The organism is Flavobacterium sp. LC2016-13 (assembly GCF_009707955.1).
In the GTDB taxonomy this organism is placed as follows: Bacteria; Bacteroidota; Bacteroidia; order Flavobacteriales; family Flavobacteriaceae; genus Flavobacterium.
On sequence record NZ_WMDQ01000018.1, the window covers coordinates 1 to 16356 of the forward strand.

The 16356-nt window shown below is 32.1% G+C and carries 10 protein-coding genes and 1 pseudogene; 9 read left to right on the forward strand and 2 right to left on the reverse strand.

Translation table 11 applies throughout. The features are described 5' to 3' along the window. The 3 genes and pseudogenes from GKZ86_RS25280 to GKZ86_RS25505 all read left to right on the forward strand — a co-directional run. Positions 1 to 288: pseudogene (locus GKZ86_RS25280) on the forward strand (hypothetical protein); the annotation flags it as partial. A 2-nt stretch (positions 289 to 290) separates the two neighbouring features. After that, positions 291 to 581, forward strand: coding sequence for a hypothetical protein (locus GKZ86_RS23275; RefSeq protein WP_154785438.1), 291 nt, complete (start codon positions 291 to 293; stop codon positions 579 to 581). Positions 582 to 607: 26 nt separating this feature from the next. After that, positions 608 to 1189: a hypothetical protein gene (locus GKZ86_RS25505; protein ID WP_228526643.1), complete on the forward strand. Its 582-nt coding sequence runs from the start codon at positions 608 to 610 to the stop codon at positions 1187 to 1189. A 47-nt stretch (positions 1190 to 1236) separates the two neighbouring features. Here GKZ86_RS25505 and GKZ86_RS23290 read toward each other — a convergent pair whose 3' ends face one another. Further along, on the reverse strand, positions 1237 to 2544 hold the full coding sequence (locus GKZ86_RS23290; RefSeq protein WP_154785440.1) for a site-specific integrase: 1308 nt from the start codon (positions 2542 to 2544) through the stop codon (positions 1237 to 1239). A 757-nt stretch (positions 2545 to 3301) separates the two neighbouring features. Continuing rightward, positions 3302 to 3949, reverse strand: coding sequence for a carboxypeptidase-like regulatory domain-containing protein (locus GKZ86_RS23295; RefSeq protein ID WP_154785441.1), 648 nt, complete (start codon positions 3947 to 3949; stop codon positions 3302 to 3304). A gap of 156 nt (positions 3950 to 4105) precedes the next feature. Between GKZ86_RS23295 and corA the strand changes: the two genes are divergently transcribed. The 6 genes from corA (at position 4106) to GKZ86_RS23325 (ending at position 16345) form a co-directional block, all read left to right on the forward strand. Next, entirely contained in the window at positions 4106 to 5176 is a 1071-nt protein-coding gene (gene corA, locus GKZ86_RS23300) for a magnesium/cobalt transporter CorA (RefSeq protein WP_154785442.1), read from the forward strand. A 66-nt stretch (positions 5177 to 5242) separates the two neighbouring features. Then, a complete protein-coding gene (gene pta / locus GKZ86_RS23305) occupies positions 5243 to 7336 on the forward strand; it encodes a phosphate acetyltransferase (protein ID WP_154785443.1) in 2094 nt (697 codons plus the stop codon). A gap of 236 nt (positions 7337 to 7572) precedes the next feature. Beyond that, entirely contained in the window at positions 7573 to 8757 is a 1185-nt protein-coding gene (locus tag GKZ86_RS23310; RefSeq protein WP_154785444.1) for an acetate/propionate family kinase, read from the forward strand. Between the two features lie 101 nt (positions 8758 to 8858). Further along, positions 8859 to 11603 (forward strand): histidine kinase, encoded by a 2745-nt coding sequence (locus GKZ86_RS23315; protein ID WP_154785445.1) that lies wholly within the window; start codon positions 8859 to 8861, stop codon positions 11601 to 11603. Positions 11604 to 11847: 244 nt separating this feature from the next. Then, positions 11848 to 14859, forward strand: a complete 3012-nt coding sequence (locus GKZ86_RS23320) for a SusC/RagA family TonB-linked outer membrane protein (protein WP_154785446.1) — start codon at positions 11848 to 11850, stop codon at positions 14857 to 14859. A 4-nt stretch (positions 14860 to 14863) separates the two neighbouring features. Next, positions 14864 to 16345 carry a RagB/SusD family nutrient uptake outer membrane protein gene (locus tag GKZ86_RS23325; protein WP_154785447.1) on the forward strand — a complete coding sequence of 494 codons (1482 nt, stop codon included), beginning with the start codon at positions 14864 to 14866 and terminating at the stop codon, positions 16343 to 16345. The last annotated feature ends 11 nt before the right edge of the window (positions 16346 to 16356 follow it).

The window sequence follows — 16356 nt, forward strand, 5'->3', positions numbered from 1 at the left end:
TTAGGTGGTCAATTTAAACCAAAATTAGATGGTCACTTTAAATTGAAAATAGGTGGTCAATATCACTGGTTTTTACATGTAGAGGCCAATCCTCAATTCAAAACATTAAATGTTTATGATGTGAATTTCCAGCGAATTAATCACCGTGAAAGTAAAGAAGAGAAGAAATCTGAATCTGAGAATCAATCTGTTTCAAAAGAGCAGAAAAATAAAGTTGATCCTGATTCCGATTCTTCTGATCCTGAAAACAAAAAGAATAATAAAAAAAGTAAATCGCATTCGATTTAATAATGGACAGTTTAAAACCCCTATCTGATTTTTTTTTAGCTGTTGAAAAGGATTTTCGTATTAGTTCGACGCATATTGCCATTTATGCCGCACTGCTGAAATTCAGATCAGATATGGGGTTTATTAATCCCATTGCAGCATCTGCAGACGATATTAAACCGATTGCTAAACTTTCTTCATCAAAAGTATATCTAAGGTGTGTGGGTGAGCTTAATGAGTACGGCTATCTGGTTTATATGCCAGTTAAGAAAAGAAAGCAGAAGAGCAAGATTTATTTTATAACCGATCAGTAAGTAAAAATGAATTTAAAAATTAAGTTATGAGTGAAGCAGTAACCAAAGAAGATTTAATACAGTTTGGACTGGTCCTTCTTGATAAGATACAAACTGCATTTGTCAACGCAAATTTCGCTGATAAAAATTCGATGGATCCTGGGTGGCTTAAAAGCAAGGCAGTGAGAAAACTGCTTGATATTTCTGCCGGATCTGTGCAGAATCTTAGAACACTGGCAAAATCCGCTTTAAAAAAGTTCTGGGCTCTTATTATTATAAAAAACAAGATCTTCAAAAACTTTTTAGTGATGAATCGAACCCATGAGCCCACTGAAGACCAAGTGATGAATTACTTATCTATTTATATGGATGATTCAAGACTAAGCGTTTGGCATCTGGCCATTTTAATGGCAATTCTAAGTTTAGGATATAGGCAAGGGGAGGAGAAAACAATCAAAGTCAGCCGCAGTAAAATTATGGCGTTGTCCCATATAAATACAATACCTACATATCATAAATATTTTAAACAACTTCAAATATTTGGATACATTATTTATCGGCCTTCCTATCATCCAGGTTATAAAAGTGAAATTGAACTAAATGAAAATAGGTTATCTCAAGAGTTATGAGATAACCTATTTTTTTTAGTATCTATTTAGAATTATCAGTTTATTAATTAAGATGAAATGTTATATTTCTTTTTAATGGCTTGTATTTCTTTTTCCAATCTGTTTAGCACAGCTAAGTCTGCTTGTGACATTTTAACAGAGGTCTTATTAAGTCTCTTATTGAGAAGTGACATTTCCCGCCCAATGGTTTTTTGTTCAGTAATAGCATAAGCTTCCGTCTGTTTTACAGATGCATGACCTAATAGCTCCTTAACAACATTGATAGGGACATTATTGTTTAATGTAACGGTACTTCCGAAAGTCCGGCGTGCCATATGAGTATTGAGTGTAAAGGGAAAACCGCAGAGAATAGCAATTTCTTTCAAATATTCATTCATTTTCTGATTGGAAGAAACTGGTAAAACGGTGCCGCGCTGTAAACAAAGAGGATGGTCTTTGTATTTTTCAATTATTTTAAGTGCCGGTGGGAGAAGTGGGACATTCGTGGTGGAATTGGTTTTTTGTCTCTCGGACATAATCCATAGGTTTCCATCAATGCCGTCTTTAATGTCGGTTTTCTTTAATTGATACGCGTCAATATATGCCATTCCAGTGTAACATTGGAATACAAATACATCTCGAACAACATTAAGCCTATCTGTAGTGAAATAATGTCTTTCTAATTCATATAATTCTTGCGAAGTAAGGGGTTTTTTTACCAATTTTGTTTTTCGGCCTTTAAAGTTCTTAAAAGGGTCTTTTAAGATAACTTCCTTATCAATTGCCCGAATGACAATTTTTTTGAAATTGGCAATGTATTTAAGGGTTGTATTGTTACTGCAATCTCTGACGGTTCTCAAGTAGAACTCGAAGTCTTTTATAAATTCGAGATTAAGATCCGTAAATTCAAGGTCTGTGGTTTTAAATTTGAATTTTATGAAGGCCGTTAAATGATTTTTAGTAATAGTAAAACGGTCAAGTGTTCCTTTTGCATACCCTTTTCCCAAAAGTGCGGTCATTTCGTCATTGTGCTTTTGAAATTCTTCCAATACTTTTACTTTGGAAGTATTTTTTCCCAATACATATTCCATAACTTTTTTAGAAGTTACGGGTTTTCCGCTGTACATAATCTCTGTTTTGTATTCATTGACTTTTAAAATCAGCGAGTCCAAAAAGAAGTTAAGAGATCTGGCGTCTTCTTTATTGCCGATTGCCCTTTCGGCTTTGGGATCCCATCGATTGATATCCCATTTACGTTTGGTGGATGTTTCCGTGCGAATACCATCTATGATAATTCTGAGATAAACGTTTCTAATTTTACTTTCATCACGGGGAATTTTCAAAAAGAAAATCAGCCCAAAACTGCTCTCTAACATAATTCAATTTTTAGGTTAATAAATGTAGAATTATAGCGTCAAAAAAACAAGTCGTTAATCTCCTTAACATCTGTGTTTACAGTACTTAAGCAATTTTCTGGTGCACAATTGGTGAACGGTGGATTGTGCCCCGATTTTGCACCTTTGACTTTGGGCGTTTTTATAAAGATTGAAAAGTGCCTTAAAAACAAAAAACCTGCGAATCCTAGGATTTGCAGGTCTTACCACGTTTTTTATGGGTTTTTGAAAAGATTGAAAAAGTGACCTTTTTACTTCTTTTACCCTTTTGGTGGGGAGAGCAGTATTGAAACCCACGAAGATCAATTTAACCTGTTAAAGATGTTAATATGGCTTTACTTGGAATGATCCATCCTTTTTATTGCATCACTATGTTTCAGCGCTGATAGTGTATAATGACTGTAATAGTAAGATTTTAGAAGACATAAAAAATGTGAGATACAGTTTCCTTTTTAATGATCAGGGATAATTTCTTTCTAGATAAAAAAAACTTAGTTTATTCACAAACTAAGCCTGTCTAGTAAAGTTTAAAATGAGATTGACTTTCAGAAAGGAAATATGTTGTTTTGTGAAATAAAATAATTACTTTGTACCATATTTGTATCATTGTTCTTTAATATATTGATATTCAGTGTATGTTATTTTTGAAGAAGTAAAATAATTCTTCTTTCACAATAATGAAAAACCGAGTCAGAAATGACTCGGTTTTTTTATGCTTTTAGAACTATTAAAATTACATTTAATCATCTTCTGATTCTTTTATAATCATAAAGCCTTGCAATTCTATTTCATCCATTTTCATTTTAATAGAGAAATTTAATTTTTCGTTTAGAGTAAGTTCTAACCTTTTATAGCTTACATATGAAACAACTAAAATATTTCCTTTAACAGCTTCAATTGAAAAGCTTCCGTCAATATCAGTTTGAGTTCCAATTTTTGTTCCTTTAATCATCAAGTAAGCTCCAGGCAAAGGAATATTATTTTCATCAAGAACAATCCCTGAATATTTGTTCTTAGCAGTAGATTTAATGTTTATTGAATCATTAAGTCGGTTTTTATCAGTTTGTTCTATTCTTACGTTGCCTTGTGCTTTTGCAGTTTGATTTCCTAATCCTAAAAATGCAATTACAGATGCGGCTATAATCACCCAAATAGATTTTTTTTCTTTCGGAATCATTATATTTCTGTCTAATTGAGATATTCTGAATCGATCGCACAAATTCTCATTTTCGTTATAAGCCAAAATAATTTCTCTATTTGATGCTTTTGTAAAATCAATTACATTTTTTTGACAGCTGCTGCAAAATTTACCTTTTTCTGTTGGCGACATTTCAAGCCAGTTTTCATGACAGGGTTTTGGAATTGAGATTTTTATATTTTGCGTCATTTTATTTTATGTTTTCAAATGAATTTTACAACAAATTGATTTTTATAAAAGTAATTATTATTTTGAATTACCTCATAATAGATTCCCATCAAAATGATAATTGTCATTTCCCATTCAGATTCTTTTTTGTAATATTACTATATAAATCATTTTTGAATGAGAAAGATAAAATACAAGAAAGGGCGCAAGCTGCAACACATTACTCTGGAGTATACAGGAACGCATAAAGGGCATGAAACCGAAATGCAGCTTTTTGTCTATGACGATACAGATGTTGTTGAATATGATAAGTTTACAGTTCTGGCATTAAACTCTTGTTTTGATTACACAAAAAATAACTGGCTTAATATTCACGGATTAAATGACATCAATTTAATTAAAACAATTGGAGCACATTTTAAAGTTGATGATTTTTTATTGGCAGATATTTTAAATACAACCAAAAGAACAAAGTTAGAAGAACAAAAAGATGTTTTGTTTTTTAATATAAAATCACTTTTACCTTCAGAATACTCAGATAATATTAGCGTTGAACAAATCAGTTTTATTTTGAAAGACGGAATCTTAATTTCTTTTCAGGAAAAACGAAGCGATTTTTTTGCACACATTCGCGAACGTCTTCGCACACATGCAGGAATTGTACGCACTAAAAAAGTAGATTATCTGTTGTATTTATTGTTAGATGCTGTAATGGAGAATTTCTATATTACGATTGAAGATGAAGAAGATAAGATCGAAGAACTAATCAATTTGACCAAAAAAGGAGCTGATCCAATTATTTTAGAAAAAATTGAAAATCATCGTGATAATTTTAATTTTTTGAAACGTTCTATTGTACCGCTTCGTGATTCATTGTATTATTTGAAGACGATTAAAGATGACGACGAAAACAGTTTGATTCAAAAAGAAACATTTAATTTCTTTATTAGGCTGCATCAAAAAAGTTTAGAGCTTTTAGAGCAAATCGAATCGGATATGAGCGCCTTAGAAAGTGCTTCAAACTTTTATTTTTCTGAGCAAAGCAGGAAAATGAACGAAATAATGAAAACATTGACGATTATTTCGGCAGTATTTATTCCGCTTACATTTATTGTTGGAGTGTACGGAATGAATTTTGAAAATATGCCGGAACTTAAAACACAAAATGGCTATTTTGTTGTTATGGGTATCATGTTTTTATTGGTAATAGCCCTAATTATTTATTTTAAAAAAAGACGTTGGTTTTAACGTTTATTTGAGTGGTAAAAAATTAGATTTGTATAAATTTGTTATTTAGAATAAATATAAATAATTATGAGTAAAGCGATATATATAGCCACAAGCGATCAAAATAGCGGAAAATCGATTATTACACTCGGTTTGATGAGTATTTTGATTGGAAAAACGGCTAAAGTTGGATATTTCAGACCAATAGTGGAGGATTTTGTCGATGGAGAATTAGACAACCATATCGAGACTGTTCTTTCGCATTTTAATCTTGATATTAAGTTTGAAGAAGCATATGCCATTACAAAAAGCAAGCTGATAAAAAGAAAGAATAAAGGCAAAATCGGAGAAGTTTTAGATTTAATTATAGAAAAATATAAAAAACTCGAAGAACGTTTTGATTTTGTTTTAGTTGAAGGAACAAGTTTTACCGGAGAAGGAACTTCAATCGAATTAGATCTGAATGTTTTAATTGCCAAGAACCTCGGAATTCCTGCTGTAATTATTGGTTCAGGAGTTGGAAAAACACTGGAAGAATTAGTCGACAGTTTATATTTGGTTTATGATTCATTTAAAGTAAAAGAAGTTGAAGTTTTAGCCGTTTTTGCCAATAAAGTTCAGCCTGAAAATATAGAATTGGTTACAAAAGGATTGCAAAAAAGTTTGCCCGAAAATGTTTTGATAAATACTATTCCGCTCATTTCAACATTGAATAATCCAACAATGCAGGAAATTGTCAATGAGCTTGATGCAAAAATTTTATTTGGAGAAACATATCTAAATAATGAAATTGGGCATTTTAGTGTAGGAGCAATGCAATTGCACAACTATTTGGTTCATTTACATGATAATGCTTTAGTCATTACACCAGGAGATCGTTCAGATATTATTCTCGGCGCATTACAAGCCAATGAATCCGTTAATTATCCAACAATTTCAGGAATTATCCTGACAGGAAATATTCTTCCGGAAGAAAGCATTTTAAAGCTAATTGAAGGACTTTCTGCTATTGTTCCGATTATAGCTGTTGATGGCGGAACGTATCATATTACAAACAGAATTGGCGCGATAAAATCAAAAATTTACGCCAATAACACCCATAAAATCGAAACGTCAATCAATACTTTTGAAAAGTATGTTGAGGTTGAAGCATTATCTGAAAAGCTAATCACTTTCCAGGCCGAAGGTATGACGCCAAAAATGTTTCAATACAATATGGTAAAAAGAGCGAAACAACACCGTAAACATATTGTACTTCCAGAAGGAAGTGATGAACGAATTATTATTGCTGCATCAAGATTATTAGCGATGGATGTAGTTGATATTTCGATTATTGGAGACAAAAAACAAATTGAAAGTAAAATAGCCGAATTAGGAATTTCATTCGATTTCTCAAAAGTAAATATTATCAATCCGATCGAATCTAAAAATTACGAAGATTATGCGAACACCTATTATGAGCTTCGAAAAGCCAAAAATGTAAGCATTACAATGGCGAGAGATTTAATGGAAGATGTTTCGTATTTTGGAACTATGATGGTGTATAAAGGCCACGCAGACGGAATGGTTTCGGGAGCTGCACATACAACGCAGCACACCATTTTACCAGCTTTGCAATTCATCAAAACAAAACCAAATTCATCGGTAGTTTCATCAGTGTTTTTTATGTGCTTAGAAGACAGAGTTTCTGTTTTTGGAGATTGTGCAATTAATCCAAATCCTACGGCAGAACAATTGGCAGAAATCGCAATTTCATCAGCAGATTCAAGTGCAGCTTTCGGAATCGAGCCAAAAATTGCCATGCTTTCATATTCGTCAGGTTCATCAGGAAAAGGTGATGAAGTAGAAAAAGTAAGAACAGCAACCGAAATTGTAAAACAAAAACGTCCGGATTTAAAAATCGAAGGTCCAATTCAGTACGACGCTGCAGTTGACCGCGCAGTTGGAAAAAGCAAAATGCCGGATTCTGAAGTCGCAGGACAGGCGAGTGTGCTTATTTTCCCTGATTTAAATACAGGAAACAATACTTATAAAGCCGTTCAGAGAGAAACCGGAGCTTTGGCCATTGGTCCGATGTTGCAAGGTTTAAACAAGCCCGTAAACGATTTAAGCCGTGGTTGCACCGTAGACGATATTATTAATACGGTAGTAATTACAGCGATTCAGGCGCAGGGACTTTGATTAATTATGAGTTATAAATTATAAATTATAAATTATAAATTATGAGTTTTATGCCATAACTGACTAATTATACTTAAAAAGATCCTTTTTTTTTCCGCGTCTTGCTTTAGCAATCCGTTTTATCTGCGCCTAAAGTAACCCAATCCAATTGTAAATAACAGACATTGTAAATCAATTAAAAATTTTAAAAAACTCAGCAACTTAGAAACTTAGTACCTTAGCAACTTTAAAAAAAAATGAAAATACTAATAATAAACTCAGGAAGTTCTTCAATTAAATATCAACTAATGGTTATGCCTGCAAATGAAGTAATTTGTACAGGTATGATCGATCGAATTGGTCTTGAAACTTCTAACGTTACATTCAAAACTTCATCAAATTCTATTGAAGAGATAATACCAATTGCAACACACAAAGTTGGTTTAGAAAAAGTAGCAGAAATGCTTTTAGATCCTGAAAAAGGAGTTATAAAATCAACTTCAGAAATTACAGCAGTTGGTCATCGTGTGGTTCACGGAGGAAGTTATTTTTCGGATACAACGATTATAAATGAAGAAGTTAAAGAAAAAATCAAAGAACTTTCAGAATTGGCTCCATTGCATAATCCTGCCCATTTGGTAGGAATAAATGTTGCAGAAGAAATTTTTTCTAATGCGAAACAAGTAGCCGTTTTTGATACTGCTTTTCACCAAACAATTCCAGTTGAAGCGTATAAATATGCAATACCAAATTATCTTTTAACTGAGAATAAAGTTCGTGTTTATGGTTTTCACGGAACAAGCCACAAATATGTTTCAGAAAAAGCAATTGAGTTTTTAGAAAACAACTCCAAAATAATCACCATTCATTTAGGAAATGGCTGTAGTATGTCTGCCATTAAAGACGGAAAAAGTATTGATACAACAATGGGATTTTCGCCTTCAAATGGGTTAATAATGGGAACGCGTTCCGGAGATATTGACCAATCGGTAATTTTTTATCTGATAAAAAATCTCGGTTATACGGCAGATGATGTAAATTCAATTTTATTGAAACAAAGCGGAATGTTGGGACTTACAGGCTACAGTGATTTGCGCGATATCGAATCCGAGGCTGAAAAAGGAAACAAAGATTGTCAGTTAGCTTTATTAATGAATGCTTACAGAATCAGAAAAACAATTGGCTCTTATACAGCAGTTTTAAATGGTTTAGACGCCATTATTTTTACAGCAGGAATTGGAGAAAACTCTTCATACATGCGTAAATTAGTTTGTACGGATATGGATTATTTTGGAATTGAAATTGAGGATGAAAAAAATCAAATTCGTTCAAAATCTATTCGTGAAATTAATACACCAAATTCAAAAGTAAAAGTTTTAGTTGTACCAACAGATGAAGAATATGAAATTGCAAATCAGGTTTATCATCTGCTTGAAAATTAATTAATAACATAGTTTCTAAAAAAAGCTTCTCAGTCGAGAAGCTTTTTTTACGCCTTCAAATTCAATATTTGTCAGTATCTTTGAATATAAATCCGAATATTTTGAAATCGACACTTCTAAAATTATTATTCTTCTTTTTCATAGCTTCTCAAATTCACGCACAAGAATTACTTCCCTTCGTAGAAAACTATAATAAATCAGATTATCAGGGCGATAATCAAATCTGGAATGCTGCTCAGGGAAATGACAAAGCCATGTATTTTGCCAATAATCATTATTTATTGCGATACGATGGTGTTATTTGGGAAAAATATTCGTTGCCAAACAAAACCATAATTCGTTCGATTTTAATTGAAGGAGACCGAATTTATTCAGGTTCATACAAAGAATTTGGTTATTGGTACAGACAGAATGGTAAAATGAAATATGTGTCGATTACCAGAAATCTTCGACTGTTTGATGAAAAAGATAATGAAGAAATCTGGAAAATTTTCAGATACAACGGTTCTTTATATTTTCAGTCTTTTAATGATGTTTTTATTTACGACGGAAAACATATTCAAAAAATCAAATTCCCGTTTTTAATATCTTATTGTTTTGTAGTAGATAAAAATCTTTACGTAGCTTCTGTAGATAAAGGCCTTTTCAGTATGAATGGCTCAAAAATTTCAAATCCAAAAGGATGGAATATCTTAAAAAATACTGTTGTTCATGCAATAGAAAAGTACAAAGAGATAACTTATATATTTACTCAAAAGAAAGGAATTTTTATTGTTGAAAAATCAGGTTTAAAACCTTGGAATAATCCATTAAACGAAACTTTAAAGGCAAACGGAATTAACGTAGCAAAGTTTATTAAAAATAACAAATTAGTTGTTGGGACAGGAAACAAAGGTGTATATATTTATGACTTTAATACACAGACATACAAAAATATAGATCGGAATAATGTTTTGATGAACAATTCGGTTTTGTGTATTGGTTTTGATAAAGAAGAAGATTTATGGCTTGGTCTGGATAACGGAATTGCTCACGTTGAAGTAAATTCCCCAATTTCATTCTTTTACGATAATTCAGGAATCTTAGGTTCTGTTTATTCTGTTGCCACAACAAACGATGGATATTTAATTGCTTCAAACCACGGAATTTTTGAATTTAATTCCGGGAATTTTAATATGCTGGCCAATACGCAAGGCCAAGGCTGGAATATTACTAAAATTGGCAGCAAATATATTATAGGTCATAACGATGGTACTTTTTGTTATGAAAATGGCGCATTAACCAAAATTAATCATGTGAGCGGTGGCTGGAATTTGTCTAAAAGTATGATTAACGATACTTATTTTCAATCTACCTACAGCGGAATTTTGGTTTATAATGATGCTTCAAAACTGACACAGAATATATTAATTAAGGATCTTTCGAAACCTATAAAATATGTAGCCCAGAATAAGAAGAATGAAATTTGGGCGGCCGATAATTATCGCGGATTGTATAGGGTTTTATTTGACGATAATTATAAGACCAATAAGATAGAAAATATTACACAGCAAAGTAAAATTAAAAATGATTTTGGTGTTAAGATTTTTGAGTTTAGAGACGAAATACTTTTTCTGATTAATAACATTTGGTACACCTTTAATTCTATTTCAAATAAATTAGAAGAAAATGAACTTTTCAATACTAATTTTAAAAACATTTCTGATGTTGTAGCTATCGATAAAGATCATTTTATAGTACTTCAGGAAAATATTTTATATCATATATATGCAAATGGTAACAAATTTGTCTGGAATATGATTCAGGAGAAATACTATAAAGGAAAATTGATTAATGAAAATTTAAGAATTTTTAGAAGTCAAAACCATTATTTATTGAATCTTGATGATGGTTTTATTTCCCTTCAATTAGAATATCAAAACAAACAAAATAAAGGCGTTAAGGTTGAAGCTTATAATAATGGAGAACTTCTGCCAAATGAAAGCAAAATAAAACATAATACAGAACTTCGAATTAACGTAATATCCGGAATTTACGGAGCTGGAAAACCAAATTTGTTTTATCAGATTAATAAAGCAAGAAATTATATTCCGATCTCAAACGGAGCCATAATTTTAAATAATTTAAGCAGTGGTTCACATTCAATAGTGATTTTTAAGCACGATGGTGCAAACTATGATAAAGTTGCAAGTTTTGATTTTAAAGTTGCCCAACCCTGGTATTTTTCATTTTGGATGATTTTACTATACTTATTAGTAATAGGAGCAGTGTTATTTTTCTATTATAAATGGAATAAACTTCGTTATACACAAAAATTAAAATTACAGGCCGAAGAATTAAAACATCAAAGAGAAATTCTTGAAATGGAATTGAAAGCCGAAAATGAATTGAATATTCAGGAATATGAAAAGCATATTCTTGAACTTGAATTGCAAACCAAATCATCTGAAGTTGCCGGAAAATCGTTGTCTATTGCCAAGCAAAGTGAAATGATTGATAATATCCAAAATATTCTTGATTCTGAAAAAGATTTTAATAAACTGAAAAGCGAAATTAAAAAGGCAATTAAGATAAATGAAGTAAATAAACACGAATGGGAGATTTTTGAAACCAATCTAAATCAAATTCATAATGAGTTTATTATTAATCTTTCTAAGAAGTTTCAAAACCTTACACCAAAAGACATAAAACTGTGTGTTTATCTTAAAATGAACCTTTCTTCAAAGGAAATTGCACCTATGATGAACATATCATTTAGAGGCGTAGAATTGCACAGATATCGTTTAAGAAAGAAATTAAATCTCTCTCAGGAAGAAAACCTGTCAAAATTTTTATTAAGTCTGTAAGATTCGTATTTATTTTTTGCAGATTTTATATTTTTCCACATCATTTTTTATATAATTCTAATACATCATTACTACATCATAACGTTATGTTAAGAAATTATTATTAACATTTATAATACTGATTATCATTAGTATATGATATTGTTTTAACATAATGATGTAGCTATGTAGTAGTGCTGTTTGATGTACTACAACGTTGTAATTGTTTAATTTGGCTCTACTAACTTAAACGATTACGAACTGTATGAAAAATTTTATTTTTAGCTTTTTAGCGCTCTTATTGCTTCCAGCATATATGTCTGGGCAAACGCAAGCAATTAAAGGAAAAGTAGTAGACAGTAGCGGAATGGGAGTTCCGGGAGCAGTTATAAGTGCTCCAAATTCCAGAACTACTGCTGATGCTGATTTCGACGGAAATTTTACGATAAATGCCAAAGAAGGTGAGATTATCAAAATCTCAATGCTGGGTTTTGATCCTGTTTCTGTGCCTGCAACTTCGGCTCCAATGACAATCACATTAAAAGAAGCAGGTGATACTGCATTAAAAGAAGTAGTTGTAATTGGTTACGGTACCAGAAAGAAAATTGATAATACTACCGCAATTTCTTCATTAAAAGGAGAAGAGGTAGCGAAAACAAAAGTTTTAAATGCTTCTCAGGCTATTCAGGGTAAAGCTGCCGGGGTTCAGGTTACTTCATCGGATGTACCGGGTAGTACACCTTCTGTAGTTATTAGAGGAGTTGGTACTGCATTAGGAGGAAGAACTCCTTTATATGTTGTTGATGGTATGCCAACAGAAAACATCAATAATATTAATACGAACGATATCGTTTCGTATGAAATTCTTAAAGATGCATCATCATTAGCTATTTATGGTACCAGAGGTGCAAATGGTGTAATTATGATTACTACGAAAAGTGGTAAAGGAAACAAAGTTACTGTAGAAGTTGAAAGCTTTGGTGGTGTTAGAACTCCATTAAAAAAAGTAAAAATGGCTAATAGTAATCAATTTGCTGCTTATTCAAATGCAGCTTTGGGAGCTAATACATTTGCTGCAAATCAGCCAGTTAATACAGATTGGTTTGATGAAATTACAAGAACAGGGAGTTATACTCAAAATAACGTTTCGGTTTCAGGATCGTCTGAAAATATTAAATACTTTTTTAGTGTAGGTAACTATGAAGAAAAAGGTATTTTAAATGGATTGGATTACGGTCGTACAACATTTAGAAATAATAATGAATATAAAATTTCTAAGAAAGTAACTTTAAGTCAAAACTTTAGTTTTAGCTCTGTAAAATCTTCTCCACAACCCCTTAGTGCATTTACAAATGCTTACAGACAATCTCCAATTGTACCTGTTTATTTTCCTGATGGTAAATACGGAGTTCCATTTGTAGCTAATGGTGTTGCCAGTGAAACAGGATCTGCTTTTAATACAGTAGAAAATCCGGTTTCTCAATTAAATTTTTATGATGAACAACAACGTAGTGTAACGCTGCAAGGTGGTTTAAAATTAGATTATACAATTATCGACGGATTAAAATTCACATCTCAGTTTAACGGTGAATATTATAATTGGAAACAATACAATTATGTTGATACTAAAGGGAAATGGTTAGCTGCTGATCCTACACGTGTTGCAAGTAATTATCCAACTTCAGGAAACATAAACGTATTAACAAAAGGTAGAGAACAATATTTCAACTGGAACTTGTCTAATTATTTGACATACAATAAAGTATTTGCAGAAATTCATGATATTGAAGTAACTGCCGGTATTGAAACAAATGTAAAAGGACATAAAGAAAAATTAACAATTGACAGAAAAAATGTAACTCCTGATTCTAATTACTGGGCACCAGTAGGAGATCAGTATAATTTTGCTGCTGATATACTTAAATATCAAGATGAAAATTATAATGAATTAAAATTAGCATCTTATTTTGCTCGTTTCCAATATAAGTTATTAGACAGATATTTACTTACAGGTACTGTTAGACGTGATGGATCTTCTAATTATGCTAATGATTATCGTTGGGGAACATTTCCTTCTTTTGGTTTAGGATGGATTGTGACTAAAGAAAAATTCTTGTCTGATATTAAAGGAGTTGATTTGATAAAACTTAGAGCTGGTTGGGGTAAATTGGGTAACCAAAATGTACCTCTTAATGCTCAGACTTTTTCATCAGGTTACGGTTATTACTTCCCTGGATTAGATGCAAATGGAAATACAATTAATATTCAGGTAGATCCAACCTTGTCTTGGGAAATTGTAGAAGAAACAGGTGTAGGATTAGATTTTGAACTGTTAAATAACAGATTAAAAGGATCTTTTGATGTCTATGATAAAGAAACTAAAAATACTATTTTATATACTAAACCTTTAATGACTTCAGGAATTGATCAACAAGCTGCAAGACACGTTGGTAAGGTTTCTAATAAAGGATATGAGATTTCTTTACGTTGGGATGATAAAATCAATGATAATTTAAGTTATTGGATTGGTGGAAATTATGCTTACAACAAAAATGAATTAGCAAAAATAACTGATTCGCAAATCGTACCAACAATTGGTGGAGGATTAGGAAATGGTCAGGATACTAAAATATTAGATTATTCTTCTGTGGGAAGACCATTAGGTAGTTTCTACTTATATGAATATGCAGGAGTAGATCCGGCAAATGGAAATATGCTATATTATAATTCAACTGGTCAAAAAGTAACGCAAAATCTTTTAGACGGTAACAAGGATAAAAAATATTTTGGTTCTGTTTTACCAACTTCTACTTACGGTGTAACTTTAGGATTAGTTTACAAAAATGTTGATTTCTCTGTTGATGGTTACGGTACTGGTGGTGCTAAAGTTTATAATGGTAAAAAAGCACAACGTTTTTCTGGTGAAAACGTAGAAGCTTCTGTAGCAACAGATTTCTGGACACCAACAAATACAACAGCTACAAATCCAGCACCATTTAACCAAGTTCCTGTAGCTTCAACTTATTATATGGAATCTGGAGATTTCTTTAGAATTAATAATATTACTCTAGGTTATAAATTACCTCTTACAGAAGATCAATTTATTACCTCTTGCAGAATTTACATTAATGCAATTAATCCATTTATCACTCAAAAATTCTCAGGTTTTACTCCTGAATTAAACGGTGACGGAGATCCAACAAAAAGTCAGGGTGTAGAGTTAGATGCTTATCCGGCATTAAGATCATTTGTAATTGGTGCTAATTTTAAATTTTAAAAACATGAAAAAAATATATATAACGATGTCGGTCTTCTCAGCCCTCATCTTTGCAGGTTGTTCGGATGATTATTTGGATGTTAAACCAAGCCAGTCTATTCCGGTAGAAGATTTAGAGCTATATAATAATGATATTGGTGCAAAATCATTTGTGACTTCTGTTTACAATGAATTTTTAAGTTGGGAAATGTCTTCTTTTGCTTGGAACGGAATGTCAAGTATTGCTTCTGATGATGCTGATAAAGGTTCTATCCCTGGTGATACAGGTGCAGATAAAGATATTTTAGACGCACTTACTTATGAAGGATCAAATCCATCTGTAGAGACTATTTTTAAAGCAAATTATGTTGGTATTAACAGAGCAAATCAAGCTATAGTAATAGTTCCGAAATTAGATAAAGCAAGCAGTGATTTAAGAACAAGATTGGTAGGAGAAGCTAAGTTTTTAAGAGCTTTTATGTACTTTACTTTAATTAAATGTTACGGAGGAGTTCCACTTATTGATCATGTACCAGTTCCTGGAGTTGAAGCAGATAGAATTATGCAATTAACGCGTAAAACTCCTGCAGAAGTATACGCTTTTATTGAACAAGATTTGAATGAAGCAGCAGCTGCATTGCCAGATAAATCTGCTTATGGTCCTTCTGATGTTTCAAGAGCCTCAAAAGGAGCTGCATATGCATTATTAGCTAAAGTAAGTTTATACCAAAAGAAATGGCAACAAGTAGTAGATAATTGTAATAAAGTTACAGGTTACTCTATTGTTGGAGATTATGCTTCGATGTATAAAGTTACCGGAGAATTTGGTCCTGAATCAATTTTTGAAATTAATTCAGTAGGTGCAGCTCCTGCATTAGGTATCGATAACTATTCTGTATCTCAAGGTATCCGTAGCAATGGAGGCTGGGGTTGGGGTTTCAATGCTCCGTCTCAAAGTTTAATAAATGCTTATGAGCCAGGAGATGTCAGAAAGGCTGCAACAATTATTTTTCCAGGTTCAACATTATATGACGGACGTGTAGTTCCTGCGCTTACTCAAGAAGAAATAACAGCTGGTTTTCCTAAAGCAGCGAATTATAAAGCATATTCTTCTAATTATACAGATCAAGGCAAAGCTGATGCAAATATCAGATACCTAAGATATGCTGAAGTTTTATTGATGAAAGCTGAAGCTCTTAATGAATTAGGTCAAACTGGTGATGCAATTCCTTTGTTAAATCAAATCAGAAATAGAGCAAATCTAGGAGTTACTCCTGCAGTATCTCAAGCTGACGTTAGAATTGCAATCTGGAAAGAAAGAAGAGTTGAACTTGCATTTGAGCACGACAGATTCTTTGACTTAGTAAGAACCGGACAAGCAAAAGCTGCTTTTACAATAGATGGTAAAACTTTTACTGAAGGCAAAAATGAAGTATTTCCTCTTCCGTCTTCATTTTTAAGAGAAGCTGGAGGATTATCGCAACAAAATCCTGTTTACTCAAATTAAAATCCTATAAA